The 23,109-nt window shown below is 68.0% G+C and carries 23 protein-coding genes and 1 pseudogene; 5 read left to right on the top strand and 19 right to left on the bottom strand.

The annotated features are described in order from the left end of the window. Positions 1 to 92: 92 nt before the first annotated feature. Positions 93 to 668, top strand: a complete 576-nt coding sequence (locus tag AC1Q7Q_RS04205; RefSeq protein WP_492370884.1) for a TetR/AcrR family transcriptional regulator — start codon at positions 93 to 95, stop codon at positions 666 to 668. Beyond that, positions 665 to 2,710 (top strand): squalene--hopene cyclase, encoded by a 2,046-nt coding sequence (shc, locus tag AC1Q7Q_RS04200; protein WP_492370883.1) that lies wholly within the window; start codon positions 665 to 667, stop codon positions 2,708 to 2,710. The genes AC1Q7Q_RS04205 and shc overlap by 4 nt, the downstream gene beginning before the upstream one ends. A gap of 49 nt (positions 2,711 to 2,759) precedes the next feature. On the opposite strand, the gene AC1Q7Q_RS04195 is transcribed toward shc, so the two are convergent. The 7 genes from AC1Q7Q_RS04195 to AC1Q7Q_RS04165 all read right to left on the bottom strand — a co-directional run bounded on the left by AC1Q7Q_RS04195 (position 2,760) and on the right by AC1Q7Q_RS04165 (position 10,194). Continuing rightward, positions 2,760 to 3,221, bottom strand: coding sequence for a hypothetical protein (locus tag AC1Q7Q_RS04195; protein ID WP_492370882.1), 462 nt, complete (start codon positions 3,219 to 3,221; stop codon positions 2,760 to 2,762). Between the two features lie 262 nt (positions 3,222 to 3,483). Further along, the gene (locus AC1Q7Q_RS04190; RefSeq protein ID WP_492370881.1) at positions 3,484 to 4,977 is read right to left on the bottom strand and encodes an FAD/NAD(P)-binding protein; all 1,494 of its coding nucleotides are present in this window, start codon (positions 4,975 to 4,977) and stop codon (positions 3,484 to 3,486) included. Between the two features lie 7 nt (positions 4,978 to 4,984). Further along, positions 4,985 to 6,286, bottom strand: coding sequence for an acyl-CoA dehydrogenase family protein (locus AC1Q7Q_RS04185; protein WP_492370880.1), 1,302 nt, complete (start codon positions 6,284 to 6,286; stop codon positions 4,985 to 4,987). A 56-nt stretch (positions 6,287 to 6,342) separates the two neighbouring features. Then, complete coding sequence (locus AC1Q7Q_RS04180) at positions 6,343 to 7,287, bottom strand: substrate-binding periplasmic protein (protein ID WP_492370879.1); 945 nt, start codon at positions 7,285 to 7,287, stop codon at positions 6,343 to 6,345. A 3-nt stretch (positions 7,288 to 7,290) separates the two neighbouring features. Beyond that, complete coding sequence (locus tag AC1Q7Q_RS04175; protein ID WP_416052454.1) at positions 7,291 to 8,121, bottom strand: ABC transporter ATP-binding protein; 831 nt, start codon at positions 8,119 to 8,121, stop codon at positions 7,291 to 7,293. Beyond that, a complete protein-coding gene (locus tag AC1Q7Q_RS04170) occupies positions 8,115 to 9,149 on the bottom strand; it encodes an ABC transporter permease (RefSeq protein WP_416052455.1) in 1,035 nt (344 codons plus the stop codon). Before AC1Q7Q_RS04170 ends, AC1Q7Q_RS04175 begins: the two co-directional genes overlap by 7 nt. Then, positions 9,130 to 10,194: an ABC transporter substrate-binding protein gene (locus tag AC1Q7Q_RS04165; RefSeq protein WP_492370878.1), complete on the bottom strand. Its 1,065-nt coding sequence runs from the start codon at positions 10,192 to 10,194 to the stop codon at positions 9,130 to 9,132. The genes AC1Q7Q_RS04170 and AC1Q7Q_RS04165 overlap by 20 nt, the downstream gene beginning before the upstream one ends. A gap of 209 nt (positions 10,195 to 10,403) precedes the next feature. On the opposite strand from AC1Q7Q_RS04165, the gene AC1Q7Q_RS04160 reads away from it, so the two are divergent. Continuing rightward, positions 10,404 to 11,402 carry a GlxA family transcriptional regulator gene (locus tag AC1Q7Q_RS04160; protein ID WP_253930791.1) on the top strand — a complete coding sequence of 333 codons (999 nt, stop codon included), beginning with the start codon at positions 10,404 to 10,406 and terminating at the stop codon, positions 11,400 to 11,402. Between the two features lie 7 nt (positions 11,403 to 11,409). On the opposite strand, the gene AC1Q7Q_RS04155 is transcribed toward AC1Q7Q_RS04160, so the two are convergent. From AC1Q7Q_RS04155 to AC1Q7Q_RS04140, 4 genes are all read right to left on the bottom strand, one after another. After that, positions 11,410 to 11,784 (bottom strand): hypothetical protein, encoded by a 375-nt coding sequence (locus tag AC1Q7Q_RS04155; protein ID WP_492370877.1) that lies wholly within the window; start codon positions 11,782 to 11,784, stop codon positions 11,410 to 11,412. A gap of 153 nt (positions 11,785 to 11,937) precedes the next feature. Further along, complete coding sequence (locus AC1Q7Q_RS04150; RefSeq protein WP_492370876.1) at positions 11,938 to 12,483, bottom strand: VOC family protein; 546 nt, start codon at positions 12,481 to 12,483, stop codon at positions 11,938 to 11,940. 54 nt (positions 12,484 to 12,537) lie between these two features. Then, the gene (fghA, locus tag AC1Q7Q_RS04145) at positions 12,538 to 13,389 is read right to left on the bottom strand and encodes an S-formylglutathione hydrolase (RefSeq protein WP_492370875.1); all 852 of its coding nucleotides are present in this window, start codon (positions 13,387 to 13,389) and stop codon (positions 12,538 to 12,540) included. 8 nt (positions 13,390 to 13,397) lie between these two features. Next, positions 13,398 to 14,504, bottom strand: a complete 1,107-nt coding sequence (locus tag AC1Q7Q_RS04140) for an S-(hydroxymethyl)glutathione dehydrogenase/class III alcohol dehydrogenase (protein ID WP_253930794.1) — start codon at positions 14,502 to 14,504, stop codon at positions 13,398 to 13,400. A 326-nt stretch (positions 14,505 to 14,830) separates the two neighbouring features. Between AC1Q7Q_RS04140 and AC1Q7Q_RS04135 the strand changes: the two genes are divergently transcribed. Then, the gene (locus tag AC1Q7Q_RS04135; protein WP_492370874.1) at positions 14,831 to 15,610 is read left to right on the top strand and encodes an IclR family transcriptional regulator; all 780 of its coding nucleotides are present in this window, start codon (positions 14,831 to 14,833) and stop codon (positions 15,608 to 15,610) included. Positions 15,611 to 15,677: 67 nt separating this feature from the next. Here AC1Q7Q_RS04135 and AC1Q7Q_RS04130 read toward each other — a convergent pair whose 3' ends face one another. Both AC1Q7Q_RS04130 and AC1Q7Q_RS04125 read right to left on the bottom strand, forming a co-directional pair. Further along, complete coding sequence (locus AC1Q7Q_RS04130) at positions 15,678 to 16,193, bottom strand: hypothetical protein (RefSeq protein ID WP_492370873.1); 516 nt, start codon at positions 16,191 to 16,193, stop codon at positions 15,678 to 15,680. A 21-nt stretch (positions 16,194 to 16,214) separates the two neighbouring features. Further along, positions 16,215 to 16,904 carry a flagellar brake protein gene (locus AC1Q7Q_RS04125; protein ID WP_492370872.1) on the bottom strand — a complete coding sequence of 230 codons (690 nt, stop codon included), beginning with the start codon at positions 16,902 to 16,904 and terminating at the stop codon, positions 16,215 to 16,217. A gap of 314 nt (positions 16,905 to 17,218) precedes the next feature. Here AC1Q7Q_RS04125 and AC1Q7Q_RS04120 point away from each other — a divergent pair, with 314 nt between their 5' ends. Continuing rightward, complete coding sequence (locus AC1Q7Q_RS04120) at positions 17,219 to 17,965, top strand: flagellar brake protein (RefSeq protein ID WP_492370871.1); 747 nt, start codon at positions 17,219 to 17,221, stop codon at positions 17,963 to 17,965. Between the two features lie 51 nt (positions 17,966 to 18,016). Here AC1Q7Q_RS04120 and AC1Q7Q_RS04115 read toward each other — a convergent pair. The 6 genes and pseudogenes from AC1Q7Q_RS04115 to AC1Q7Q_RS04090 all read right to left on the bottom strand — a co-directional run bounded on the left by AC1Q7Q_RS04115 (position 18,017) and on the right by AC1Q7Q_RS04090 (position 23,049). Next, positions 18,017 to 18,996: pseudogene (locus tag AC1Q7Q_RS04115) on the bottom strand (bifunctional helix-turn-helix transcriptional regulator/GNAT family N-acetyltransferase). A gap of 81 nt (positions 18,997 to 19,077) precedes the next feature. Continuing rightward, on the bottom strand, positions 19,078 to 19,425 hold the full coding sequence (locus AC1Q7Q_RS04110; protein WP_492370870.1) for an AtuA-related protein: 348 nt from the start codon (positions 19,423 to 19,425) through the stop codon (positions 19,078 to 19,080). A gap of 34 nt (positions 19,426 to 19,459) precedes the next feature. Beyond that, positions 19,460 to 20,812 carry an acyclic terpene utilization AtuA family protein gene (locus AC1Q7Q_RS04105; protein WP_492370869.1) on the bottom strand — a complete coding sequence of 451 codons (1,353 nt, stop codon included), beginning with the start codon at positions 20,810 to 20,812 and terminating at the stop codon, positions 19,460 to 19,462. A 41-nt stretch (positions 20,813 to 20,853) separates the two neighbouring features. Beyond that, a complete protein-coding gene (locus AC1Q7Q_RS04100) occupies positions 20,854 to 21,840 on the bottom strand; it encodes a Bug family tripartite tricarboxylate transporter substrate binding protein (RefSeq protein ID WP_492370868.1) in 987 nt (328 codons plus the stop codon). 434 nt (positions 21,841 to 22,274) lie between these two features. After that, positions 22,275 to 22,646 (bottom strand): mechanosensitive ion channel protein MscS, encoded by a 372-nt coding sequence (locus AC1Q7Q_RS04095; protein WP_492370867.1) that lies wholly within the window; start codon positions 22,644 to 22,646, stop codon positions 22,275 to 22,277. 124 nt (positions 22,647 to 22,770) lie between these two features. Beyond that, positions 22,771 to 23,049 carry a hypothetical protein gene (locus AC1Q7Q_RS04090; RefSeq protein WP_492370866.1) on the bottom strand — a complete coding sequence of 93 codons (279 nt, stop codon included), beginning with the start codon at positions 23,047 to 23,049 and terminating at the stop codon, positions 22,771 to 22,773. Positions 23,050 to 23,109 lie beyond the last annotated feature (60 nt).

Here is a 23,109-nt window from a genome sequence, read left to right as displayed (position 1 = left end):
CCGGCGCGAGGAGACTTCATCCTGAAACGGGTTCTTGGCGCGCCGTGCAACCGGATTCAAAACAATCCGTCTGGATGGTATGATCCGGGCCCATGACACAAGCACACCGCCGAAAGAAGCAGCCCGACGTGCTGCGCCCGCAGCTATTGCACGCTGCGGCGCAGCTCGCCCTCGAATCCGGCCTGCGCGCCGTGACGCTGGATGCGGTGGCGGCGCGTGCCGGCGTCAGCAAGGGTGGGTTGCAGCATCATTTCCGCAATAAGCAAGCGCTGCTGGACGCGCTCTTCGACGATGCGGTTGAGACCTTCAACACCGATGTGGCCGCTGCGATCGCCAGCGACACGCAGGCCGAGGGCCGCGCGGCGCGGGCCTATATGCGGGCGACGTTGCAGGAAGAGCGGAAAGAGGACGCCGCCAGCTATCTGCATCTGCTGCTGGCGCTGATGCTGACCGATGCCGATACACGCGATCGCTGGGCACCACGCATTGCCGAAATCGCGCGCCCCGATCCGCTGCCCGCGGCGGAGGCGGCGAGGCTGATGATTTGCCGCCTGGCTGCTGACGGGCTGTGGCTCGCCGACCTGCTGGGCAGCCAGTCGATGGAACCCGGGCTGAGGGTCGAGGTCCTGCGCCAGCTGGACCAGATGACGCGGTGCCAGCCGCAATGAACGCACGATCGAACGCTCAATTGAGTACCTCACTGAATACCCAACTGAATACCCAGCCAAGCGCTCAATTTGGCCCCTGGCAGGACGCCGGCGCGCCCACGCCGGCCACGCCGGGCGCCGACGCGAATTTGCACCGGGCCATCGACGCGGCCCGAGACGCCCTGCTGAGCCACCAGCATCGCGACGGCCACTGGTGCTTCGAGCTCGAGTCAGATGCCACCATTACTGCGGAGTACATCCTGATGATGCACTTCGTGGACGAAATCGACGCCGATTTGCAGGCGGCGATGGCGGTCTACCTGCGAAGCATCCAGAGGCAAGACCGTCATGGTGGCTGGGACCAGTACCACGGCGGCGCGCTCGACGTGTCATGCAGCGTCAAGGCCTATTTCGCGCTGAAGGCGGCCGGCGACGACCCGGATGCCCCGCACATGGCCCAGGCTCGCCGCGCCATCCTGGCGCAGGGCGGGGCCGCCAAGGCCAATGTTTTCACCCGCATCCTCCTGGCCACATTCGGTCAGGTGCCTTGGCGCGCCACGCCCTTCGTACCGGTCGAGCTCATCCTGTTCCCGCGCTGGGCGCCGGTGCATCTGGACAAGATGGCCTACTGGGCGCGCTCCACGCTGGTGCCGCTGACGGTGCTGTGTTCGTTGCGGGCCAAGGCCATCAATCCGCACCGTGTCGGGGTCAGCGAGCTGTTCGTCACGCCGCCCGAGCACGAGCGGCACTATTTCTCCCGCGAGGGCCTGATGCGCAAGGCCTTTCTGGTGGCCGACAAGTTGGCACGCACGATCGAGCCGTGGATTCCCGCCGCGGTGCGCCGGCGGGCCATCGCCCGGGCGCAAGCCTGGTGCGTGGAGCGCATGAACGGCGAGGATGGCCTGGGCGGGATCTTTCCGCCGATGGTGTACTGGTACGAGATGATGACGCTGCTTGGCGTGCCAAAGACCGATCCGGCACGCGTTACCTGCCTGGCCGCGATCCGCAAGCTCGTGGTGCGCCGCGCCGACGGCTCGGCCTATTGCCAGCCCTGTCTGTCACCGGTGTGGGATACCGCCTGGAGCATCATGGCCTTGCAGCACGCCGGCACCGACGCGTGCACGCAGCAGGCGGTGCAGCGCGCCTACGACTGGCTGGAAGCGCGGCAGGTGCGAGACCTGCGCGGCGATTGGGGCAAGCACGTGCCGGCCTCCGTGCAGCCCGGCGGCTGGGCGTTCCAGTACGCCAATGCCCATTACCCGGACATCGACGACAGCGCCGTGGTAGCCGCCATGCTGGCCGTGCACGCGCGCCGGATCGGCCAGCCCGAGCGCTACCAGGACGCGGTCGCGAGCGCCGTGAAATGGATGGTAGGCCTGCAATCGCGCAATGGCGGCTTTGGCGCCTTCGATGCCAATTGCGATCGCGATTACCTGAACCGCATCCCCTTCGCCGACCACGGCGCCCTGCTGGATCCGCCCACCGAGGACGTTTCCGGGCGTGTGCTGCTATGCATCGGCCTGAGCGGAAACCGCGAAGCGCACGCCGACGCCGTCGAGCGCTGCGTGGCCTATCTGCGCCGCACGCAACGCGCCGACGGCGCCTGGTGGGGACGCTGGGGCAGCAACTATATCTATGGCACCTGGAGCGTGCTGGCGGGCCTGGCGCTGGTGGGCGAGGACGTGCGCCAGCCCTATATCCGCAAGGCAGTCGACTGGCTGCTACGCTGCCAGCACGCCGACGGTGGATGGGGCGAGACCAACGATAGCTACTTCGATGGCTCGCTGGCCGGCACCAATGGGGGCGAGAGCACGCCCAACAGCACCGCCTGGGCGTTGCTGGCCCTCTTCGCCGTGGGCGAGGTGGATACGCCCGCAGTGCGCAGGGGCATTGCTTACCTGCTGGACTGCCAGGCTGGCAGCGGCCTTTGGCAGCATCCGTCGCACAATGCGCCGGGCTTCCCCCGCATCTACTACCTGAAGTACCACGGCTACACCGCCTACTTCCCGCTATGGGCGCTGACGCGCTACCGTCAGCTGGCAAGGCGCCCGGCGGCGAAGTAGGCGCCGAGGTGCCCGGAGGTGCCCCGAGGCGCCCCATACGGCCCCGCGGTCAGTCGCGCATCGCCGGCATGGCGTTGCCAGTCAGCAGTACCGCCGCTTGCTCGCCATACGCCACCACGTAACCGCCGTTGGAGGCTTGCCATGCCTGGGCGCCTTGCCGGTCGGCGAACCAGAGTTGCTGGTAGTCGCCGAACTGTCCAAGGTCGAGGCGGTAGCGGTCCAGTACCCTGGCGGGCCGGCCGTCGATGTCGCGTTTGCATGCGGACCAGCTGGCGTAGCCCAGTTCGGCCGCCAGCAGTTGCAGGCAATGCTTGAGCTGCAGGGTGTGGCGCAGCCGGTAGAGTTCCGCGACGCTTTGCGTGCGTACCTGCGCGCGGTGGATGCGCCGGATTACCGGTAGCGCCTGCATGGCTTGTTCGGCGTGGAGCTGGCGCAGCAGCCTGCGTGCATGGCGGCGCAGGAAGTCGCTATTGGGGGCGCGAGCTGGTGTGTTGAGCGTTGTGAGCCACATGTCATGTCCTTTGCAATGCCGTTTCCCGCGGCGGCAAAAAAGGTCAACGGTGTGGTTCTTGCAACGAACTGGCGGTGCCGGGCTGGATCGCTCGGCGCCGTACGGTACGGGCAGGCAGGTGCGCTGGCTTTTGCGGGAGCGGGCGCCCTGCCAGCGCCCGGGCGAGATTATATGCCAACGGCGGGTGCGCTTGGCAAGCGTTGCCGCTTTCAGGGTGCGCCTGCCCTTTGGCCGGATGCCAGCCCACCAGCCCACCAGCCTGCTAGGCTGCCTGCGCCTCGATCTCGGCCGTTAGTCCGAGTTCCTCCACCAGCCGCGCCGCCAGCGCTGCCGCCTGGTTGCGCACGTCGATGATGGTGCCGGATTCCCACAGCGCCCCGCGCAGCGGCGCGCCCAGTGCGCTGAGGCCCGGCACGAGGCGGCCGCCGCGATCGAATACGCGGCCGTGCGCGTCGCCGTCCAGGCCGGAGCCGGCTGCCGCTTGCCGGACCAGGCCGCGCGCCAGCAGGCTGCGCACCAGCGGCCGGGTGTTGCCGGCGTGCCAGCCGTATTCCGCGCCGGTGCAGTTGATGGCGGCGTCCACCGTGGCCGGGGCTTGCAGTTCGCGGGAGAGGTGCAGAGCCACCCGGACGTGTTTCTCCGCCTTGCCTGCGGGGCCGCGTTGCCAGCCGTTGGCGTTATTCACTTCATTCTTGCCGGCCACGGCTTCGAGCGCGGTGACGCGGGCGGCGTGCACATGCAGGCGGCCCTGCGCACGCACTGCCTCGAAGACCGCGTGCGTGGGCGGTGCCGCGCGATGCAGCAGGTTGTCCCAGAAGGGGCGCACGTGGCGCAGGAAGCGTTGGCGCTCCGGCACGCTGGCGGCTGCCCACAGCGGGGCGATGTAGGTGCGCAGCGCGGGCGGCACGCTTTGCCAGTCGAGGCCCTGGGTGGCCAGCTTGTCGCGCTGGTGGCGCACCCAGCGGACCACGCTGCGGGCGGTGGGCGCGGCCAGCGCTTCGGGCCCGGCAGCGGCGAGGAAGTCGTCGCAGGGGCCGGCGTTGTGGCGCAGCCAGGGCACCAGCGCGCGCCGCGAGAACGCGTGGTAGGTGCCGGTGAAACCGAGCCGCTCCAGCGTGGCAACCACGTCGAGCATGGTCAGGCTGGTGCCGATCAAGGCGATATCGCGCGCGCTTGCGAGCCGGGCCAGTGCATCGGGTTGCCAGGGATCCGGGATGTAGCGGCCGTCGGTTTCCAGTGTGTCGTCTTGTGCCAGCGCTGGCCGTGCCTGCTGCACGCCGGTGGCCAGAACGATGTGGTCGGCGTCCCATGCGCGGCCGTCGGCGCCGCGCACGCGGTGCGGCACGCCGATGGTCACGTCGGTGATTTCCGTGCGTACATGCTCCAGCGTGACGCGTCCGGCGGCCCCGGCCAGGGCGCGCGCCAGGGTGTCTCGCAGGTAGTCGCCATAGACGCTGCGCGGGGCGAAGGCATTGTCGGCCTCGGCTGCGCTGGCATGCCCGTGGCGCACCAGCCATTGCGAGAAGTCCTCCAGCGCTTCGGGATAAAGACTGAAGTTCAGCGCGGGCCCGTTCAGGTAGTGGGCCGGGTCCTGCGTGCTGTAGGCCAGGCCGCGCCCCGGCTCGGCGCGCGGCTCGAACAGGTGGATGGCAAGCGGGGCGCTGCTGTCGCGCAGCAGGCGGATGGCGCTCAGGGTGCCGGCCATGCCGCCGCCGACGATGGCGATGCGGCGCGGCTGGGAATCGGGTCGGGTCATGATGGCCTCAGGCTTGGGTGCCGGGCGGTGTGGCTGCCGCGGCGTGGGTTGCGATGTCGGCCGCCGCGTGCAGGGCCTGCGCGCCGGCGCCGGCCAGGATCGCGTCGTTCTGCGGCGTGTGGATGCGGCTGCAGAGCACGTTACGGTAGTGGCGCTCAAGCGGGTTGCCGCGCGACAGGGCGGGGTTGCCGGCGTGCCTGAGCGCGAGCTCGACGGCGGCGATGGCGTTGTCGGTCACGTTGAGCTTGAGCAGGTTGCTGTCGCTGGCGCTGGCCGGTGCGCCGGCATCGGCATCCGCGCTGAAGCGCTCCAGCAGGATGCGGTTGGCCAGCAGCCAGGCGTCGATGCGGCCCACCGCTTCCTGGAAGCGCGGCAAGGTGGCCAGCGGCGCGCCCAGGCTGCCAGGGGCGCGCAGGTTGAGCCATGCCACGAACCAGTCGCGGGCGCTGCGCGCCACGGCGTCATAAAGCGTGCCGAGCAGGGTCGACGTCCACACGGCCCAGGCCGGGTCGTAGCGCTCGCCCCAGGCGGCGGGCAGGCGCAGGTCGACCGCGTAGGCGGCGGGCAGCGGCGTGTTGTCGAAGACCACGTCGTGGCTGCCGGTGGCGCGCATGCCGAGGTGGTCCCAGGTGGGCACCACGGTGATGCCGGGCGCATCGCGCGGCACCAGGAACACGCCGGTGCGCGGGACCGGCTCATCGGTGCGTCCCCATACGGCCAGCCAGCTCAGGGCCGGGATGCCGGTGGAGTAGATCTTGTGGCCGGACAAGCGCCAGCCATCGCCGTGCCGGCGCGCCACCGTGGCCGGCAGGCCGCCGCGCGCGGGAGACCCCAGCTCGGGCTCCACGCGCAGCGAGTTGATCAGCGCGCCTTGCTCCACCGCGCTGCGCTGCACCTGCTCCCGCACGGGCGCCGGCCATTGCGTGTCCTGCGCCAGGTTGCGGTGGCCAAGGATCTGCATCACCAGCACCAGCGCGGTAGACGGATCTCCGGCGGCAACGTGATGGACGATGCGGCGGACGTCGGCGAGTCCCGCCCCGGCACCGCCAAGCGCGCGCGGCACGGTCAGCGCGAGCAGGCCGAGCTGGTGGAGCTCGGCGATGTTCTCGAAGGCGAAGCTGCCATCGCGGTCATGGGCGGCGGCACGCGCGGCAAAGCGTTCGGACAAGGCACGCAGTGCTTCGTCGGAGGCAAGCGTGCGGGCCGCGTCGGGCAGTGGCGTGGCCGGCTCGGCTGAGGCAAAGCCGTTCTCGCGATGCCACTGGGAAATCCGCTGCCGGCTGGTGGTGCCGGTGGACTGCAAGCTCATGGTTGCTCCTGTCGTGTGCTTGTGCTGTTTTGTCTTTGGTGTTGCTTGGCGGGGGCTTAGTGGCAAATCAGCCCGCTCTCCACCAGCATCATGTTGAAAGCGGCGTCGCCGGCGGCCGCGTCGCGCAGCCGTGCAAGGCGCCCGTCGCGCTGCCAGCGCGCCAGCCATTGCGCCAGGTAGCGGGCGGATTGCGCGTCCGGCTGGCGCAGCGCCAACGCCGCGCCCTCGCCGTCGAGCACCAGCGGCGCCGCGGTAAAGAAACGCCACTCGGGCAAGCGCATCACCCGGGCGACCAGCGTGGCGTCTTCCGCCACCGCCGCGCACTCGCCGCGGCGGAACGCCAGCAGTGCCTGCAGCGCGGAGGGATAGCTGCGCAGCACGGCGCCGGCGCGCGCCAGCGCGGGTTGGAAGGGGCTGCCCGCGCTCACGCAGGCCGTCTTGCCATTGAGGGCGTCGAGCCGGCTGACCGGCGTGTAGCGCAGCGTCAGCAAGGTGCCGCGCGGCGTGGCCGGTGCCGGCACGGCAGCCGCGCGCGGACGTGCGGCGTCCTGCGGCGCGCCGAAGGCGAGGTCGATATCCGTGTTGGCACCGTTGCCGAAGCTCGCAACGGGCAGATGGCGCAGCCGCACCGGTACGCCCAGCGCGCGGCCGAGCTCGGCGGCCAGTGCGGCCTCGCCCGGGTCGGGCTCCGCGATCAGGGGCCGGCCCGGTGGCGTGGGGCGCGGATAAGCGTGCACGCCCACCACCAGCTCGCCGCGCGTCCGGGCCTGCAGGAGCAGTGGGCCGGGCTCGGCCGGTTGTGCTTGCCAGGGTGCACCCGTGAACAGCCAAAGTGGCATGGCCATGGCACCGGCGGCCAGTGCCATGGTGCCTGCCGCGCGGCGCGCAGCACGCAGCGCTGCCGGCGGGATGCGGGGCAGGGCGCGCGCTGGGTTGCGCCCTTGCACCGCATGCGGGCCCAGCCACCCGGTGCCGTTCAGATGCCAGAGTTCATCGGGCATGGCTTACCATCCCTGGCCCAGCCCCAGCAGGCCCAGGATCTCGCGGCGCAGCCGGATCAGCTCGGGATCGTCGCGGTGGCGCGGGTAGTCGCGATCGATCTTGATTTCCGCCGTGATGCGGGCGGGGCGTTCGCTGAACACGATCACGCGGGTTGCCAGCAGCAGTGCTTCTTCCACGTCGTGGGTGACCAGCAGCGCGGTAAAGCGCGAGCGCTGCCATAGCGAAACCAGTTCGCCCTGCATGCTCAGGCGCGTGAGGGAATCGAGCTTGCCCAGCGGTTCGTCGAGGATCAGCAAGCGTGGCTCGTTGACCAGCGCGCGCGCCAGCGCGGCGCGTTGCGCCATGCCGCCGGACAGCTGGCGCGGATAGGCCCGCGCGAACTCGGTCAGGCCGACGCGCGCCAGCGCATCGTCCACGCGCTCGCGCTGGCTGCCGAGCAAGCCGCGCGCCTCCAGGCCCAGTGCGGCGTTGTCCCAGACGGTGCGCCACGGGTACAGCGTCGGGTCCTGGAACACCACCACCCGGCTCGGGTCCGGCCCGCCGATCGGCACGCCATCCACTGCCAGCGTGCCGCGCCGCGGCGGCTCCAGCCCGGCAACGAGCCGCAGCAGGGTGGACTTGCCGCAGCCGCTGGGGCCGAGCAGGGCCACGAATTCGCCCGGCTCGGCCGTCAGGCTGACGCGGCTGAGCACCGGCAATACCTGGTCGCGCAGCGTGAAATGGTGGCTCACCTGGTCGATCGTCAGGCGCACGCCGTTGCTGGCGCTGTCCCTGCCGGTGGCGGCTTGCGCAGGTTGGGCCTGGGCGGGTTTGTCGAGCACGGCGCTTACCATTTGACCACTCCTTTTTGCCATGCCAGCAGGCGATCCCGTGAGCGGAACAGCAGCGTGATAAGCCCCGAGAAGATGATCGCCATGACCAGCAGCGCGCCGTACATGCTGGCGTAGGCGGCCCAGCCCTGGGCCCATTGCAGATACCAGCCCAGCCCGGACTTGACGCCCAGCATCTCGGCCACCACCAGCACGGAGAACGACGCGCCAAGGCCCATGAACAAGCCAACGAACACGCTGGGCAGCGCCGCGGGCACCGCCACCTTGAGCACCAGGAAGCGCTCCTTGGCGCCGAGCGTGCGCGCCACGTCGTAGTACGCCGGGTCGACCGCCGCCACGCCTGACCAGGTCAGCACCGTGACCGGGAACCAAGTGGCCAGCGCCACCAGGAAGGTCGCGGCGCTGGCGCTGCTGGGAAAGGCGAAGAACACGATCGGCAGCCAGGCCGTGGCCGGCAGCGGGCCCAGCAGGCGCAGCACCGGATGGACCCAGTAGCCCGCGCGGGTCGACCAGCCGATGGACACGCCAGTCAGGAAGCCCGCCAGCGCACCCAGCAGGTAGCCGGTGGCCAGCAGGCGCAACGAATGCGCCACCGCCTCCGCCAGCCGTGCATAGTCTTCGACAAAGACTTCGACAAGCGCCTGCGGCGGCGCGAAGAAGGGGCGCGGCAGCAGCCCGAGCTTGGCGGTCACCACTTCCCAGATGAAGGTCAGCACCGCCAGCACCAGCAGCCATGGCCCTGCGCGGCGCAACGAGGCGCCAATGCCGCCCAGCCGGTGCTGCACGAAGGCCAGCACCAGCAGCACCACGGCAATGCCCGCGAACAGCGAGGCGGTCTCATGGGTCAGCGGCCAATCCTCCGGCTCTGGCCAGAACTTGACGATGGCCGCCACGCTCAGCCAGGCCGCCGCGGCCAGCGCGCCACCCAGCCAGACGCGCGGCACGGCGGGCGCGGGCACGGCCAGGAAATCATCGTGCGCATCCTGCAAGCCATGCGCACCGTGTTGCCCTTCAGCCGAGAACGTTGGCATAGATGCGCTCCGCGAATTTGTTGGAGTCGGTGCCCGGCCGGATGACCGACACCAGCTTGAGCTCGTCCGTGTATTGCGCCAGTTCCTTCTTCAGGTCCGCGCCGACCGGATGGTGGCCGTGGGTGTGGCTCTTGAGCATGGCCACCACATCGGCCTGCGGCACCTTGGCGAACTCGGCAAAATGCCGGGCGGTTTCTTCCGGGTGGGCTACCGTCCAGTCCTGCGCCTGCAGCACGGCGTGCGTGAGCGCGGCGGCGGCCGGCTTGTCCTCGCGCAGCAGGCTGCCGCGAATCCCCAGCACGCAGCAGGAGCGGTTGGCGTATTCATCCGACAGGTTGGTGGCCACCTCGACCAGGCTGCGTTCCTTGCGCAGCAGGTAGGTGCGCGGATCGCCATCGGCGGCGGCCTGGGCCTCGCCCTTTTCCAGCGCGATGCCGAGCAGGTCCGCCGGGTATTGGCGCCACTGCACGTCGCGCACCGGGTCGATGCCGCGCTTGGCCAGCAGGATGGAGAAGAAATTCTTGGCCGGGCTGGCCATGTCGCTGACCGCCACCGTCTTGCCCTTGAGGCTCTTCAGGTCGGTCACGCCGGAATTGCGCAGGGTGAGCAGCCGCATGCAGCCGCCGTGGGTGGCGGCGGTCAGCTTCACGTCAAAACCCTGTTCCAGCGGCTTGAGCCAGCGCAGCGCCATGCCCACGCCCGCATCCGCCTTCTTGGTCGCAATGGCTTCCAGCAACTGGTCGGTGGAGCCGCCGAAGTTGATCAGCTCCACCTCCAGCCCATGGTTGCGGAAGATGCCTTCCTTCACCGCCGCGGCGACCGGCGCCAGGCACACGCCGCTGGCGTTCCAGGCCAGTTTGATCGGCTTGAGCTGCCCCGCGGCGCTGGCCCGGGACGTCCAGACAAAGGGTGCGATGCCGCTGGCCACGGCCAGCGTGCCGGCTGCCTGTAGCCAGCCGCGGCGGTTCAGGGTGGCGGTGCTGCGCGGGTTGTCCGCGGACGCGGGACGGTGGTCGGCCAACGGTTGCTCTGGCTCTTGATGCATGACACTCCTCGTTAGGCGGCGGTATGCCCGATGTGGTGGGATGTGGACGATATGCACCATGCTAAGAACAGGTTCACTGCAATAGAACGAATTTGTTGGCACAAGCTTGCACGCCCAGCGACTAATGCGGCCGCTGCATATGCTTGTACCGAGGCGGTGGCCGATGGCCCGCTGGGTTAAGATCGCCGCTTTCCACTCCGGTCAGATCGATGCAAGCGCAGGCAGTCGCCGCCCCAAGGCGGGTGGATATCGTGGTGTACCCCGGTTTCAAGGCCATGGAGGCGATCGGCCCGATGACGGTGTTCGACTACGCCAATGTGCGGCTGGCCCAGCTCGGGCAGCCACCGGCCTATGCCACGCGGGTGGTGGCGCTGGAGGCCGGCCCGGTGCGCTCGGACACGCTGATGACGCTGGAGGCCACGGCGCGGCTCGATCCCGTGCTGCTGCCGGATATCGCGGTGATCGTCGGCGCGCGCGACATTGAGCGGGCCATGGGAGACGCCGAGGGCATCGTGCCGTGGGCGCGCGCCGTGGCGCCACGCATCGGACGATTGATTGCGCTGTGTTCGGGCACCTTCTTCCTGGCGGCGGCGGGCGTGCTGGACGGGCGCCGCGCCACCACGCACTGGAGCGTGGCCACGCTGCTGCGCCAGCGCTTTCCGGCCGTGGAGGTGGATGCGGATGCCATCTTCATCCGCCAGGGCAACCTGTGGACGTCCGCCGGGGTGACCGCCGGCATCGACCTGGCGCTGGCCGTGGTGGAAGAGGATCTTGGCCGGGACCTGGCCCTATACCTGGCACGCGAGCTGGTGGTCTACCTCAAGCGCCCGGGCGGGCAATCGCAGTACAGCCTGCACCTGGCCAGCCAGGCGACCAGCCATGCCGGCATTCGCGGGGTGCAGGACTGGATCCTGTCCGACCTGGCGCACGATTTCACGCTGGAGGAAATGGCGGGGCGGGTGGCGATGAGCGAGCGCAATTTCCGGCGCGTGTTTGCGCGGGAGGCGGGTGCCAGCCCGATGGCGTTCATCGAGTCGGCGCGCATCGAAGGGGCGCGGCGGCTGCTGGAGCAGGGTGAGCTGCCGCTCAAGGCCATTGCGGCGCGCACGGGCTTCGGGTCGGATGAAGGGCTGCGGCGCGCGTTCCTGCGCCAGCTAGGTATCACGCCGCGCGAGTATCGCGAGCGGTTTGGGGCCGTGCAGCCATAGCGCAGGGTTACTGATTGCCTGTGGCAGGCGATGCGGCCGCGGCGGGCGCATTGGCGTGAAGGCCCGGATCCTGGCTCGCCGGCGTATCGGCGGCGCCCGTGCCGCCGATGCCGTTCTGCGTGCTGTCTTGCGAGCGCTGGCGACCCCGGCCGCGGCCGCCGCCACGCCCGCTGGTCCCGACCGGCGCGGCGTGGTTCTGCCGCAACTCCTGGTTGATGCTGTCCACCGTGCGCGGCGAAGGCGTCATGCGCGCGAAGTTGCTCTGGATCGCGTTCATGGCTTCGTCGCCGCCGGCGGGCGAGCCTTGCGCAAAGGCGGCGCAGGAGAGCAGCAACGTGGCAGCCACGGGAATCAGGCGGAAAGTGCGGGCGCTGCGGAGCATCGTGATGTCCTTCGGGGTTGTCGCGTTCCCGGGGGATGCTAGCAGCATGGCGTGCCGGCGGGCAACGCGGCGCCCGACGGATTCCGTTTCAGCGGCCACCAGCTTGTTTCAACGTATTACCAAGCGGCGCCGCCTGCCCAAAGCGAAGCGGTTCTACTCCAGGTTCTGCCCGATACGCCACAGCACCCCGGATGGGTCCAGCAGCACGAAATCCCGCATCTTCCACGGCTGGTCCTGCGGCGGCACCAGCCTTACGCCGTAGCGCCCGGCGAGGTCCTGCGCGTTGACCTTGTCCCACCAGGCCCCGACGTCCTCCACCAGCAGGTGCATCATCAGGTTCTCGGCCAGGTCCCGGACGTAGAAATTCTGCAGCATGAAGCTGCACGATCCGTGATGCAGGTAGGCCAGGCTGTCGTCGCTCCACGGCATGACGAAACCCAGGTCCTGGTAGAACTGCTTGGAGAGCGCGAAATCGCGGGCGGGCACGAAGGCCTTGAGTTCGATGGCGGACAGGTTGCTCATGGTATGGGTACCGCCAGGCCAGGCCAGGCCAGGCCCGGACGAGCGGCTGTGGTTGGCTTTTTGTTTTGAGTAGGAACGCAGGTCAATGCCCCAGCGCTGCTGCACACGCGTCACGATCCAGGCATTGTCGTGTTGGGTCAGTACGTTGCCATCGGCGCCGCGGATCGATGTCGACATGGCTCGTGCGTGCAGGGGAGCGGCAGCTTGCCGCGCCCCTGCCGGCGGCGCACTTCAGAGCTGCGCCGCGTGGTGCCGGATATGGTTCTCCATCAAGGTGGAGATGAAGTAGTAGCCGTGGTCGTAGCCCTCGTGCCGGCGCAGCAGCAGCGGCTGCCCGATGGCGGCGCACGCGGCTTCGAAGACCTCCGGATACAACTGCTCGGCGAGGAATTTGTCGGCCAGGCCCTGGTCGACCAGGATGCCGCGGGGGAAGGGTGCCTTTGCCTGGCGCGCCATCAGCGCCGAGGCATCGTACTGTTCCCAGCTGGCGCGATCCTCGCCCAGGTAGCGGCTGAACGCTTTCTCGCCCCAGGGGCAACGCGTGGGCGCGGCGATTGGCGCGAACGCCGACACGGAGCGGAAGCGCCCGGGGTGACGCTGCGCCAGCACCAGCGCGCCGTGCCCGCCCATCGAATGGCCGAAGATGCCAACGCGCTGCGCATCGGCGGGCAGCACCGTGGTGACCAGGTCGAACAGCTCCTGCGTCACGTAGCTTTCCATGCGCCAGTACTGGCTCCACGGCGCCTGCGTGGCGTCCAGGTAGAAGCCCGCCCCCACACCGAAATCCCACGACTCGGCCTCGCCAGCAATGCCGGTGTCGCGCGGGCTGGTATCCGGCGCCACCAGGATCAGGCCGTGCTCGGCCGCATAGCGCTGGGCCCCGGCCTTGACCATGAAGGTTTCCTCGGTACAGGTCAGGCCGGCCAGGTAGAAGAGCGCGGGCAGGCGCTGTTCGGGCTGGACCAGCGCCTGCGCGGGCAGGAACACCGAGAACCGCATCGGCAGGCCGATGGTGGCCGATGCATGGCGATAGAAGCGCTGCACGCCGCCGAAGCAGCCGTGCTCGGAGAGAAGCTCGAGCATGGCCGGCCTCAGTACAGCACGACCGAGCGGATCGACTCGCCGCGCTTCATCAGGTCGAAGCCCTCGTTGATGCGCTCCAGCGGCAGGGTGTGGGTGATCAGGTCGTCGATGTTGAGCTTGCCCTCCATGTACCAGTCGACGATCTTGGGCACATCGGTGCGCCCGCGCGCGCCGCCGAAGGCCGATCCCTTCCATTCGCGCCCGGTCACCAGCTGGAACGGCCGGGTGGAGATTTCCGCGCCGGCCTCGGCCACGCCGATGATGATGGACTTGCCCCAGCCCTTGTGACAGCACTCCAGCGCCTGGCGCATGACCTTGGTGTTGCCGATGCACTCGAAGGAGTAGTCGGCGCCGCCATCGGTCAGTTGCACGATATGGTCCACCACGTTCTCGACTTCGTTCGGGTTGATGAAATGCGTCATGCCGAACTTGCGTGCCATGGCTTCGCGGCCCGGGTTCAGGTCCACGCCGATGATCTTGTCCGCGCCCACCATCTTGGCCGCCTGGATCACGTTCAGGCCGATGCCGCCGAGGCCGAATACCACCACGTTGGCACCGGCTTCCACCTTGGCGGTAAACAGCACCGCGCCCACACCGGTGGTCACGCCGCAGCCGATGTAGCAAACCTTGTCGAATGGCGCGTCCGGGCGGATCTTGGCCAGCGCGATTTCCGGCACCACGATGTGGTTGGCAAAGGTGGAGGTGCCCATGTAATGGAAGATCGGCTTGCCATCGATGGAAAAGCGCGAGGTACCGTCGGGCATCAGGCCCTTGCCCTGGGTCGAGCGAATGGCTTGGCAAAGGTTGGTCTTGCGCGACAGGCAGAACTTGCACTGGCGGCATTCCGGCGTGTAGAGGGGGATCACGTGGTCGCCCGGCTTGAGCGAGGTCACGCCCGGGCCCACGTCGGTGACGATGCCGGCGCCTTCGTGGCCCAGGATGGCCGGGAAGATGCCCTCCGGGTCGGCGCCCGACAGTGTGTAGTAGTCGGTATGGCAAATACCCGTGGCCTTGATCTCCACCAGCACTTCGCCAGCGCGCGGGCCGTCCAGGTCCACTTCTTCCACGGTCAGCGGGGCGCCGGCTTTCCAGGCGATGGCGGCTTTGGTCTTCATGATGGTTTTCCTTGGTAGTGGCTGGCAGCCAGGGCGCCGGCCCGATGTCTGGGGACGCAAGTCCGCGCCGCGCGGTACAAGCCCGGGCGCGGCGTCTTTCGTCAGCAGAGACTATACGTCGATCCGGCTGGCCATGGACGCCCGAAGCGGCGGATTTGGCCCTGGGCGCCCCCTGTTTGGCCAAAAACGTGGGTTGGCCGGCCGGGTTGGTTGACCGGGGCGGCGGCTACGGCTTAAATGCCGGTTCCACCCACGCGCCGCCGCCCACGCTCAATGTCCTTGCCGTATTGCCTGTCGGCCTCGCCCACCACCCGCAAGGAGCGGACATGAGTCACGACGCCGAGCGCACCTCCCGCGCCTCGCCAGTGCAACGCGCCCTCTGGATCCTGCGTGCCCTGTCCGACCCGCAAGTGCGTCGCCTGTCCGACGTGGCGCGCGCCACCGGGCTGGACCCGGCCACCGCGTCGCGCCTGCTGGAGTTGCTGGTGGCCGAAGGCTTTGTCACTCGCGATGCCAGCCGGCGCTTTGGCATTGGCCCGGAGATATTCCAGCTGGCTGACGTGGCCCAGCGCCGGGTCGACCTGCGCGCGCTGGCGCGGCCGAGCCTGCAGCGGCTGGTGGAGGAGTTCGAGGATACCGCCGTGCTGACGCTGGCCAGCCGGGGCGAATCGGTGGTGGCGGATATCGAGCTGGGCACATTCCCGATCCGCGCCAACTATGTCGAGATCGGCACACGCCGCCCGCTCGGGGTGGGCGCAGGCAGCCTGGCGGTGCTCGCCTGGATGCCGGAAGCCGAGCGCACCGCGCGGACCCGGCTTGGCAAGGCGCAGCGCGCGCGTTACCCGCGCCTCACTGCCGAGGTGATCGGCGAGCAGATCGAGGCCGCCCGTGCGCGCGGCTATGCCTTGTTCCTGGATTGGGTGGTCGACAAGATGGGCGGCATCGCCGTGCCGCTGCTTGACTACGAGGGCCGCCCGCTGGGCGCGTTGAGCGTGGCGGCACTGAGCGAGCGGATCTTGTCTCGCGAGGCGAAGATGGCGCGCCGGCTAAAGGAGGAGGCGCGGCGTATCACGGGCGCATGGGCGCGCCGGGCGCTGGGAGACTAGTGCAATAGTGCAATAGTGCAATAGTGCAATAGTGCGTCTGCGCGGCGCGTCTCTGCGCCGGCGTGCCTCAAGGCATGTCGAACTGTTCCGCCGGCTTGCCCTGGTCCAGTTCCGGCAAGCCTGCGGAATACATCACCGCCCAGTTATCGGGACCCAGCCCGCCATCGCGACAAGGCAGGCTGGCGATGCGCTTCTGGTCTTTCTCCACGACCAGCCCTTCCTTCTCCCAGCCCTTGCCGCTGCCAGCATAGACTACATAGTCGTAGCCGCCGTTGGAGAACCTGAAGTAATCGGTGCCGCCGCCTGAGTAAGCCGTGACACCCCAGCGGAAGTGCTTGCGCGGATCATCCGTGAGTTTCGGGTACGCCAGTTCGACGGCGCCCTTCTTGCCAAAGCGGTACTGCACATACCCCTTGGTTTTGGACAGGTCCGGCGAGGCGCAGAGTGATACAAGCTTGTTGCCCTTGACGGTGCAGGAGAACGCAACTTGTTCGTCCTTCGTGCACAGGGAGTCGCGCGCCGTTGCCGTCAGCGAGAACATCGAAAGCAGCAGGGCGCCGAAGACGCGATGTGAGTGGTACATGGATGGCTCCGGGAGGGGGGCTCAGGCGAGCAAGGCAGCCTGATCGAACGCGACGAATTCGCAGCCGTAGTGGTGTACCACATCATCGGCTGTATTCACCAGTTGGTAACGCACCACGCGCACGCTGACTTCGAGCCTGGCCAGCGAGCCAAAGCTGAGGATGCCTCTGGGGAGCACCGCCCCGACGGCCAGTGCAGTTGTCCCTGGCGTGCGCGAGCGCAATCCCACGCCGGAAGCCGATAAGTCGGCAATGTCCAGGACGAGTGCGGTGCCGTCAGGCAACGGGGCCTCGAACGTGTAGTTGTAGTCCAGCGTCTCTGCCCGGTAGTCGCGCCGCCGCTGCACCTGGGACAGCATCTCCGGGAGCGGCACGGCGAATGCGGTAGCACCGGCGAACACGCAGCGCTTCGCGGCGCCCAGGGCAAGCGTGACCGAGACATCGTCGAGCACGGTCGAAAGCTCGCTCTGTGCGCTGGCCAATACCGCCTGGTTGTCAGATTCGTTCTCGCATCCCTCAAGCGTAAACTGGCGCGCTGCGACATCCACGAACAATACCCGTGAGCGCAAGGTGCGCCCATCCGGCAAGCGCAAGTCGAGGTAGCGCTCCTGCGTAGCCAGGACATCCAGCATGTCGTGGATCTCATCCGCAAGCGCGTGCTGGTATCCATCCGGTGACGGCGGGTCGATCGAAGCGGGATCAAGTCTATTCATGGGCTGATGTGGCTGACAGGCAAAGGCGGCCGCAAGCATGGCTGCTAAACGTTGCCTAACGGCAGGAATCTGCCAATCTTTAGTCCGGGCGAGAGCGCGACGGATGCCTAAAGAACGTGCTCGCAATGCCGTTAGAGCCGTCGGCATGCAAACGAGTAAACGAATAAAAGAATGTTACAAAGCGGGAAAGTGCAGCCTCGAAGCTGGATGCGCGCAGCGTTGTCCGATCCAATATCCAATGTCTTGAATGAGTTAGTTGCGATGAATCGTAGCGCGCGCGCGGCAATGCTCCTGGGCCACCCGGCACCATCACCATGGCTTCGGCAGCCATAGGCACGTCCTTGCCGTTTCCATCGGCGGCAAACGGCGATGTCGAGCGGATCAGCGATCCGGACCAGGTACTTGAGATCCTGCAGGATCTGGTTCGCAAGCGCATCCGGCTCCATCTCCATCCTGCGCAGCAGTGCCGGGTGGCTTCGAGCTTTCTGTTTATCGATCCATCCAAAGACACCTGCGTGCTCGCGTGGTGCCGCAATGGCGTGGAGCTGGAGGCAATCCTGAACGCCAGCGATATGGCGGCTTCGGCGTCGATGGGCGACATCACGTTCCAGTTTCGCATCGCTTCTGCCGCCGTCACCCGTTTCGACGGCGGACCGGCGTTTCTCGTCCCTTACCCAACCGGGATCTATCAAGTCCCGCGCCGCAGGCATTTCCGCGTCCGCCCGCACGAGGAAAAACAGTGCCGCTGCCAGGTCCTGTTAAGCGACGGCCAGCTCGTGGAGATGGAAGTCGCCGACGTGTCGGTGTCCGGCGTGGGCTTGCGCTCCCGCAGTGTCGGCCCGCAGCGCTTGCCGGTCGGGACCTGGATCGCTGAATGCCATCTGGACCTTGGCGAGCTGGGCGGGCTGAACCTGGCATTACAGGTGGTGCGGCATCGAAAGGCCTGGCGCGGCGATGAGGCGCACCATCATTTTGGCTGCCACTTTGGCCACATGGATGTTCAGGCCGCAAAGTGGCTGCAGCGCATTGTGTTTGCGCTGGAGCTGGCCGGGCGCGAGTAAGCTGGTAAGCCGGCCGCTCAGCATCGCTGCGGCAATGGTCGGACATCAAGCTCATCGCTTGGCGGCATTGCGCACAAAGCGCTGCTCCGTCACGGCAGCCCCCCATTGCTCGCCTGGCGCCTCCTGCGCAAGTTGAAACCCGTGGGACTCATAGAGATGGCGCGCCGCGTCGAGGCCCTTGAACGTCCACAGGTAGGTTTGCCTGTAGCGTGCATCCGCGAAATCCAGCGCGCGTTCCAGCAACTGGCGTCCGACGCCGGTGCCGCGCAAGGCGTTGTCGACGATAAACCAGCGCAGGTGGGCAATCCCGTCCGGTTCGCCATCGATGGCGATGCTGGCCAGCGACCGGCCGCCTTCCAGGCACAGCCACAGTTGCCTGTCCGGCGATGGCAGGCTGGTCGCGAAACCAGCCAGCTCGGTGGCCACCTTGTTTTCGAAGAAGCTGCCGAAGCCCACCAGTTGCGAATAGAAGCGGGCATGCAGGCTGGCGATGTCGCCGATGCAGCCCGGCCGGTAGCCTTCCTGGATCCCGCTGCCCGCGCCGGCATCGTCCCCGGTGGTCTTTTGCGCGTTGTCCGCGGCAAGCGCATCCGCATAGATCGACAGGGACCGGACCAGCGCTTGCTGGTCGGCCGGGGTCAGCCGCCGCAATGCGCTGGAGACCTGTTCCGTGGCAAAGCCATCGATCTGGTGGTGCAAGTGCCTGCCGGCGTCGGTCAGGTTCAGATGGGACGAGCGAGCATCATCGGTCGCGGCCGTGCGGACGACGAGACCCAACGATTCGAGCTTGGCGAGCTGCCGGCTTGTATTGGACTTGTCCAGCCGCAGGATACTGGCCAGATCCCGCGCCTGCAGCCCCGGCGCCAGCCCGATCTCGATGAGATGATGGCGTGCACCGCGGAGGGCGCAAGCTGGCTATCGGCCAGCGTGGTCCGCATGAAGCCGAGCTCGCGGACCAGCTTTCTGGAGAACACCCTGAGCGCGGCGATCGTGGCATCACGCGACTCGGGCAGGGGCTCGACGATATCCATGGTGGTTCCATTGGTTGCGTATCGCAACCATAATAGTTGCGGATCGCAAGTTTTTCAAGGAACCCAGCCGGAGAGGCCGGCCTACGCCGGTCCGCGCAACAACGGGGCCAAGGCCTGCGGCACCTCCACCTCGAATCGCAGCACCGCGCTGCCTAGCGCCTTGCCGTAGTTGTCCAGCGCCAGGCTGCGCGACACGCCGCCTCCCAGTGCGCCATGCGCGACGAAGTTGAGCACTTGCAAGCCATCGGCTTCGAAGCGCTCGACCTTGCCGGCGACCACGCCGCCATACAGGCTCTTGAAGGCTTGGGCGGTGAGTTGCGCCTTGAGATACGGGTAGAACGCGGCGTCGTAGGCGATCACCGAGGTGTTCGAGATATCGCCCTTGTCGCCGGACCGCGTATGTGCCACGCGCCTTAGCAGAACTTTCATGGGATGTGCCTCGCAGCGGATCAAAGGAAATGGATCAAAGGAAATGGATCTCGGAACTGACCTGCGCGCGCGGCACCAAGGCCGACCACACGCCGATGATCTCGCGCGTGCGCTCCTGGTGCGGCACGCGCTTGCCGGTGGAGGCCAGGCCGCACACGGCCATGCTGTCGATCTCGCGGCCGACCTTGGCGGCTTGCGCGCGGGTGAGGGTGCGCGCGGCCACGCGCACGGCGATCTCGTTGGGCTCACAGGCCGGCGCCGGGGAGGCCTCGCCGTGGATGGCGTTGACGCCGAGGAAGTCGATGCGCAGCGCTTGCGCGTCCAGCCCGGCCAGCTGGAACCGGTGCGCCAGGATGGTCTTGGCCAGCTGCGCTTTTTCCAGGCAGCCGGGGCCGGCGTAGAAGAACATGTCCTCGCCGATAAAGCCCTCCGTGCAACCAAGCGAGACCTTGAGCGTGGGCGTGCGCGGCGATCCGCTGATGCCGCTCACGCGCACCTGGTCGGGCGCAACCTGCTCCAGCTGCGCCGTGGTGAAGTCCACCACCACGTCCGGCGTGATGTAGCGGCGCGGGTCGTGCACCTCGTAGAACATCTGCTCCTTGACGGTCTGCAGGTCGATGCGGCCGCCGGTGCCTGCCACCTTGGAAATCACGGCCGTGCCGCTCGCGTCCACCTCGGCAATCGGGAAGGCGAGGTTCCACGGCTCGGGCACGTCCTTGTAGCCCGGGTCGCCAAAATAGCCGCCGGTCACCTGTGCGCCGCATTCCAGCAAATGGCCGATGGCGCTGCCGCGCGCGAGCAGCTCGGTATCTTCAGGCTGCCATCCGAACGCATGCATCATCGGCGCGAGAAACAGGGAGGGATCGGCCACGCGGCCCGTCACCACGATTTGCGCGCCGGCTTGCAGCGCGCGCACGATCGGCTCCGCACCCTCATATGGCTCGGCCGAGATCAGCGAGCCGCGCAGGGTGGCGATGGGCGCGCCGGTCTCCAGGATCTCCAGTTGCTGGTCGCAGATGGTGCCGGTCAGGTCGGTGGTGGTGATCGCCGCGATCTTCACGCCGGGCAGGCCGAGCTCTGCGCACAGCTGCGCGATGCGCCGCGCCGCGCCCAGCGGATTGATCCAGCCCTGGTTGCTCACGATGCGCGTGCCGTTGGCGATGCAGTGCGGCAGCACGGCGCGCATGCGCTCGTCGAGGTAGGTGTCGTAGCCTTCGAAGGCGGGGTCGCGGCGTTTTCGCACCTGCGCGGCGCAGACGGTGGCCTCGGCCATGGTTTCGAAGCAGAGGAAATCGAGCTTGCCGTGCTGCGCGCTCAGGGCCGCGGGTTCGACGCGGTCGCCCCACCAGCCGGAGCCTGAGCCAATGCGCAGGGTCTTGGTTGCCATGACGGGATCCTTGGTTTGTCGTTTTGCGTGGAATCTTGGGCTTACTGGGCCTGGATGCCTGCGCTCTTGATCACGCGCGCCCATTTCTCGGTATCGGCGCGGATCACCGCGGCAAAGGCGGCAGGCGAGTCGCCGCCGGGCACCGCGCCAAGCTGCTCGATGCGCTGCTTGACCTCGGGCGTGGCCAGCACCTTGGCCACCGCTTGCTGCAGGCGCGCCACCAGCGCGGGTGGCGTGCCGGCCGGGGCCAGCAGGCCGAACCACGAGTTCACCACGTAGCCGGGCAGGCCGGATTCCGCCACGGTGGGCACATCCGGCAGGATGGGAGAACGCTGAGGGCTGGTCACCGCCAGCGCGCGCACCTTGCCGGCCTGGATTTGCGCCAGCGCCGAGGGCAGGTTGTCGAACATGAGGTTGACCTGGCCCGCCAGCAGGTCGGTCATGGCGGGCGCCGCGCCCTTGTACGGCACGTGTTGCATCTTCACGCCGGCCATGCTGTCGAGCAATTCGCCGGACAGGTGCGGCGAGCCGCCGGTACTGGTGGAGGCGTAGTTGAGGCCGCCGGGCCGCTGCCTGGCCAGCGCGATGAGTTCGGCCACGGATTTGACCGGCAGCGTGGCATTGGTCAGCAGCACATTGGGCGAGTTGGCGACCAGCGTCACCGGCGCGAAGTCCTTGGCCGAGTCGTAAGGCATGCGCGCATAGATGAACTGGTTGGTGACCTGGGTGCCGAGCGTGCCCATCAGCAGCGTGTAGCCGTCCGGGGCGGCCTTGGCCACGGCCTCGGCGCCGATGTTGCCGCCGGCGCCGGGCCGGTTGTCCACCACCACGGTTTGTCCCAGCGCCTCGCCCAGTTTCTGCGCCACCAGGCGCGCGAGGATGTCGGTGGTGCCACCGGGGGTGAAAGGCACCACCAGCCGCAGCGGCTTGGCGGGGTAGTTGTCCGCTGCGCGCGCCGGCAGCGCAAGCTGGGCGCACAGGGCGGCACAGGCCATGGCCGCCAGGCGCAGGGTGGCACGTCGGTGCATCGTTGTCTCCTCGCAGGCGCTGCCGTGACGGCAGTGCCCGGTGGTTTTGCCGTGTGCGCGGGTGCGCCACAGCATTTCGTTTAATGAAATTTCTTTTTGGTGATCTTATGCATTAGCCGGTTTGCAGGTCAAACAAAGGCTATAGATTTTCATTGAATGAAAATTCGATGCTTTGCCAAGGGGCCCTGTGGCCCTGGTCCCGGTGGTACTGTGCGAGCTGCCGATGAAGCGGGCCGTGCTGGGCGCGCTGACGGCGGGCGCCTCGCGCGTAGATCGCGCCATGCCGCCAGGGCAAGCTGCCGGTGGACCGTATGCTGACCGGCACGCTCGGGCTCGAAGGCATCAATGATGGCTTCGGCCGGCTACGCACCGGGCAGGCGATCCGGGAGATGGTGACGATGGGGGATTGGTGCGGTGCTTGGGGGTAACCGCGCTCAGTACCCTTGATACCCCTGGTACCCCTGGTATTGCGGCTGCGGCGCCTGCTGATAGTAATAGGGCGCCGGCTGCGGCGCGCATGGCACGTACGCGCGATCGTAATCCCGATAGCAGTATCCCGGCGGGGGGCCATATGCCGGCTGGGGCGGCGCGGCTACCACGACCGGCTGGCTGGCCACGGCGGTACCGACGACTGCCAGCCCGACCAAGGCGCCGATGGCCAGTGCTACTGCGCCGGCGGAACCGCCACCGCCGTGGTAGCCGCCATCGTGGTAGCGGTCGCGTGCAGAGGCAGGTCCTGCGGCCAGCAGCGCGGCGGCGATGAGGCCCGCGCCGATGGCGCGGGTGGCACGATGGGTGTTGCGCATGACTGACTCCTTGAGACGGCCAGCGGGGGCGGCTGACCATGACGTCATCTTAAGGGGCAGGCGTCTGCGGAATAGATTGGCGCGGTTAGCAGATGTAACGCCAATACCACCGTGATCACGCCGATCAGGGGGCGGGACGCGGCGGCGGCGGGGGCGATTGCGGGGCCGGAGGCGGCGGCGCGGCGTCTGCGCCCGGGGCGGCCGGCGGCGGCGCCTTCTTGTGATGGTGCTTGTGCTTATGCTTCTTGTGGCGCGCAGGCTGGGCCGGCATGGGCGTTGCCGTGGCCCGCTCGCCCTGTGGCTGCTGCGGCTGGGGCGGTGCAAGCTGGGCGTGGGCGATGCCGCCCAGGGCAAGGGCGGCTGCCAGCGCGACTGCCTTGAGGCTTGGAATTCCGGGTTTCATCAGTACTCCTCAAAAAATAATCCGTCACAACAGTCACAATTATCCGCACTGTGACGGTGG

This window comes from Cupriavidus sp. GW823-FHT07A04, assembly GCF_058794615.1.
The sequence above is the reverse complement of the archived record's forward strand: the minus strand, read 5'-3'. Positions and strand labels throughout refer to the sequence as shown.

What these genes read in the sequence shown, in the direction of transcription:
- AC1Q7Q_RS04205 (WP_492370884.1), top strand. Translation starts at nt 93, where the DNA reads ATGACACAAGCACACCGCCGAAAGAAGCAGCCCGACGTGCTGCGCCCG.
- shc (WP_492370883.1), top strand. Translation starts at nt 665, where the DNA reads ATGAACGCACGATCGAACGCTCAATTGAGTACCTCACTGAATACCCAA.
- AC1Q7Q_RS04195 (WP_492370882.1), bottom strand. Translation starts at nt 3,221, where the DNA reads ATGTGGCTCACAACGCTCAACACACCAGCTCGCGCCCCCAATAGCGAC.
- AC1Q7Q_RS04190 (WP_492370881.1), bottom strand. Translation starts at nt 4,977, where the DNA reads ATGACCCGACCCGATTCCCAGCCGCGCCGCATCGCCATCGTCGGCGGC.
- AC1Q7Q_RS04185 (WP_492370880.1), bottom strand. Translation starts at nt 6,286, where the DNA reads ATGAGCTTGCAGTCCACCGGCACCACCAGCCGGCAGCGGATTTCCCAG.
- AC1Q7Q_RS04180 (WP_492370879.1), bottom strand. Translation starts at nt 7,287, where the DNA reads ATGCCCGATGAACTCTGGCATCTGAACGGCACCGGGTGGCTGGGCCCG.
- AC1Q7Q_RS04175 (WP_416052454.1), bottom strand. Translation starts at nt 8,121, where the DNA reads ATGGTAAGCGCCGTGCTCGACAAACCCGCCCAGGCCCAACCTGCGCAA.
- AC1Q7Q_RS04170 (WP_416052455.1), bottom strand. Translation starts at nt 9,149, where the DNA reads ATGCCAACGTTCTCGGCTGAAGGGCAACACGGTGCGCATGGCTTGCAG.
- AC1Q7Q_RS04165 (WP_492370878.1), bottom strand. Translation starts at nt 10,194, where the DNA reads ATGCATCAAGAGCCAGAGCAACCGTTGGCCGACCACCGTCCCGCGTCC.
- AC1Q7Q_RS04160 (WP_253930791.1), top strand. Translation starts at nt 10,404, where the DNA reads ATGCAAGCGCAGGCAGTCGCCGCCCCAAGGCGGGTGGATATCGTGGTG.
- AC1Q7Q_RS04155 (WP_492370877.1), bottom strand. Translation starts at nt 11,784, where the DNA reads ATGCTCCGCAGCGCCCGCACTTTCCGCCTGATTCCCGTGGCTGCCACG.
- AC1Q7Q_RS04150 (WP_492370876.1), bottom strand. Translation starts at nt 12,483, where the DNA reads ATGTCGACATCGATCCGCGGCGCCGATGGCAACGTACTGACCCAACAC.
- fghA (WP_492370875.1), bottom strand. Translation starts at nt 13,389, where the DNA reads ATGCTCGAGCTTCTCTCCGAGCACGGCTGCTTCGGCGGCGTGCAGCGC.
- AC1Q7Q_RS04140 (WP_253930794.1), bottom strand. Translation starts at nt 14,504, where the DNA reads ATGAAGACCAAAGCCGCCATCGCCTGGAAAGCCGGCGCCCCGCTGACC.
- AC1Q7Q_RS04135 (WP_492370874.1), top strand. Translation starts at nt 14,831, where the DNA reads ATGAGTCACGACGCCGAGCGCACCTCCCGCGCCTCGCCAGTGCAACGC.
- AC1Q7Q_RS04130 (WP_492370873.1), bottom strand. Translation starts at nt 16,193, where the DNA reads ATGTACCACTCACATCGCGTCTTCGGCGCCCTGCTGCTTTCGATGTTC.
- AC1Q7Q_RS04125 (WP_492370872.1), bottom strand. Translation starts at nt 16,904, where the DNA reads ATGAATAGACTTGATCCCGCTTCGATCGACCCGCCGTCACCGGATGGA.
- AC1Q7Q_RS04120 (WP_492370871.1), top strand. Translation starts at nt 17,219, where the DNA reads ATGGCTTCGGCAGCCATAGGCACGTCCTTGCCGTTTCCATCGGCGGCA.
- AC1Q7Q_RS04110 (WP_492370870.1), bottom strand. Translation starts at nt 19,425, where the DNA reads ATGAAAGTTCTGCTAAGGCGCGTGGCACATACGCGGTCCGGCGACAAG.
- AC1Q7Q_RS04105 (WP_492370869.1), bottom strand. Translation starts at nt 20,812, where the DNA reads ATGGCAACCAAGACCCTGCGCATTGGCTCAGGCTCCGGCTGGTGGGGC.
- AC1Q7Q_RS04100 (WP_492370868.1), bottom strand. Translation starts at nt 21,840, where the DNA reads ATGCACCGACGTGCCACCCTGCGCCTGGCGGCCATGGCCTGTGCCGCC.
- AC1Q7Q_RS04095 (WP_492370867.1), bottom strand. Translation starts at nt 22,646, where the DNA reads ATGCGCAACACCCATCGTGCCACCCGCGCCATCGGCGCGGGCCTCATC.
- AC1Q7Q_RS04090 (WP_492370866.1), bottom strand. Translation starts at nt 23,049, where the DNA reads ATGAAACCCGGAATTCCAAGCCTCAAGGCAGTCGCGCTGGCAGCCGCC.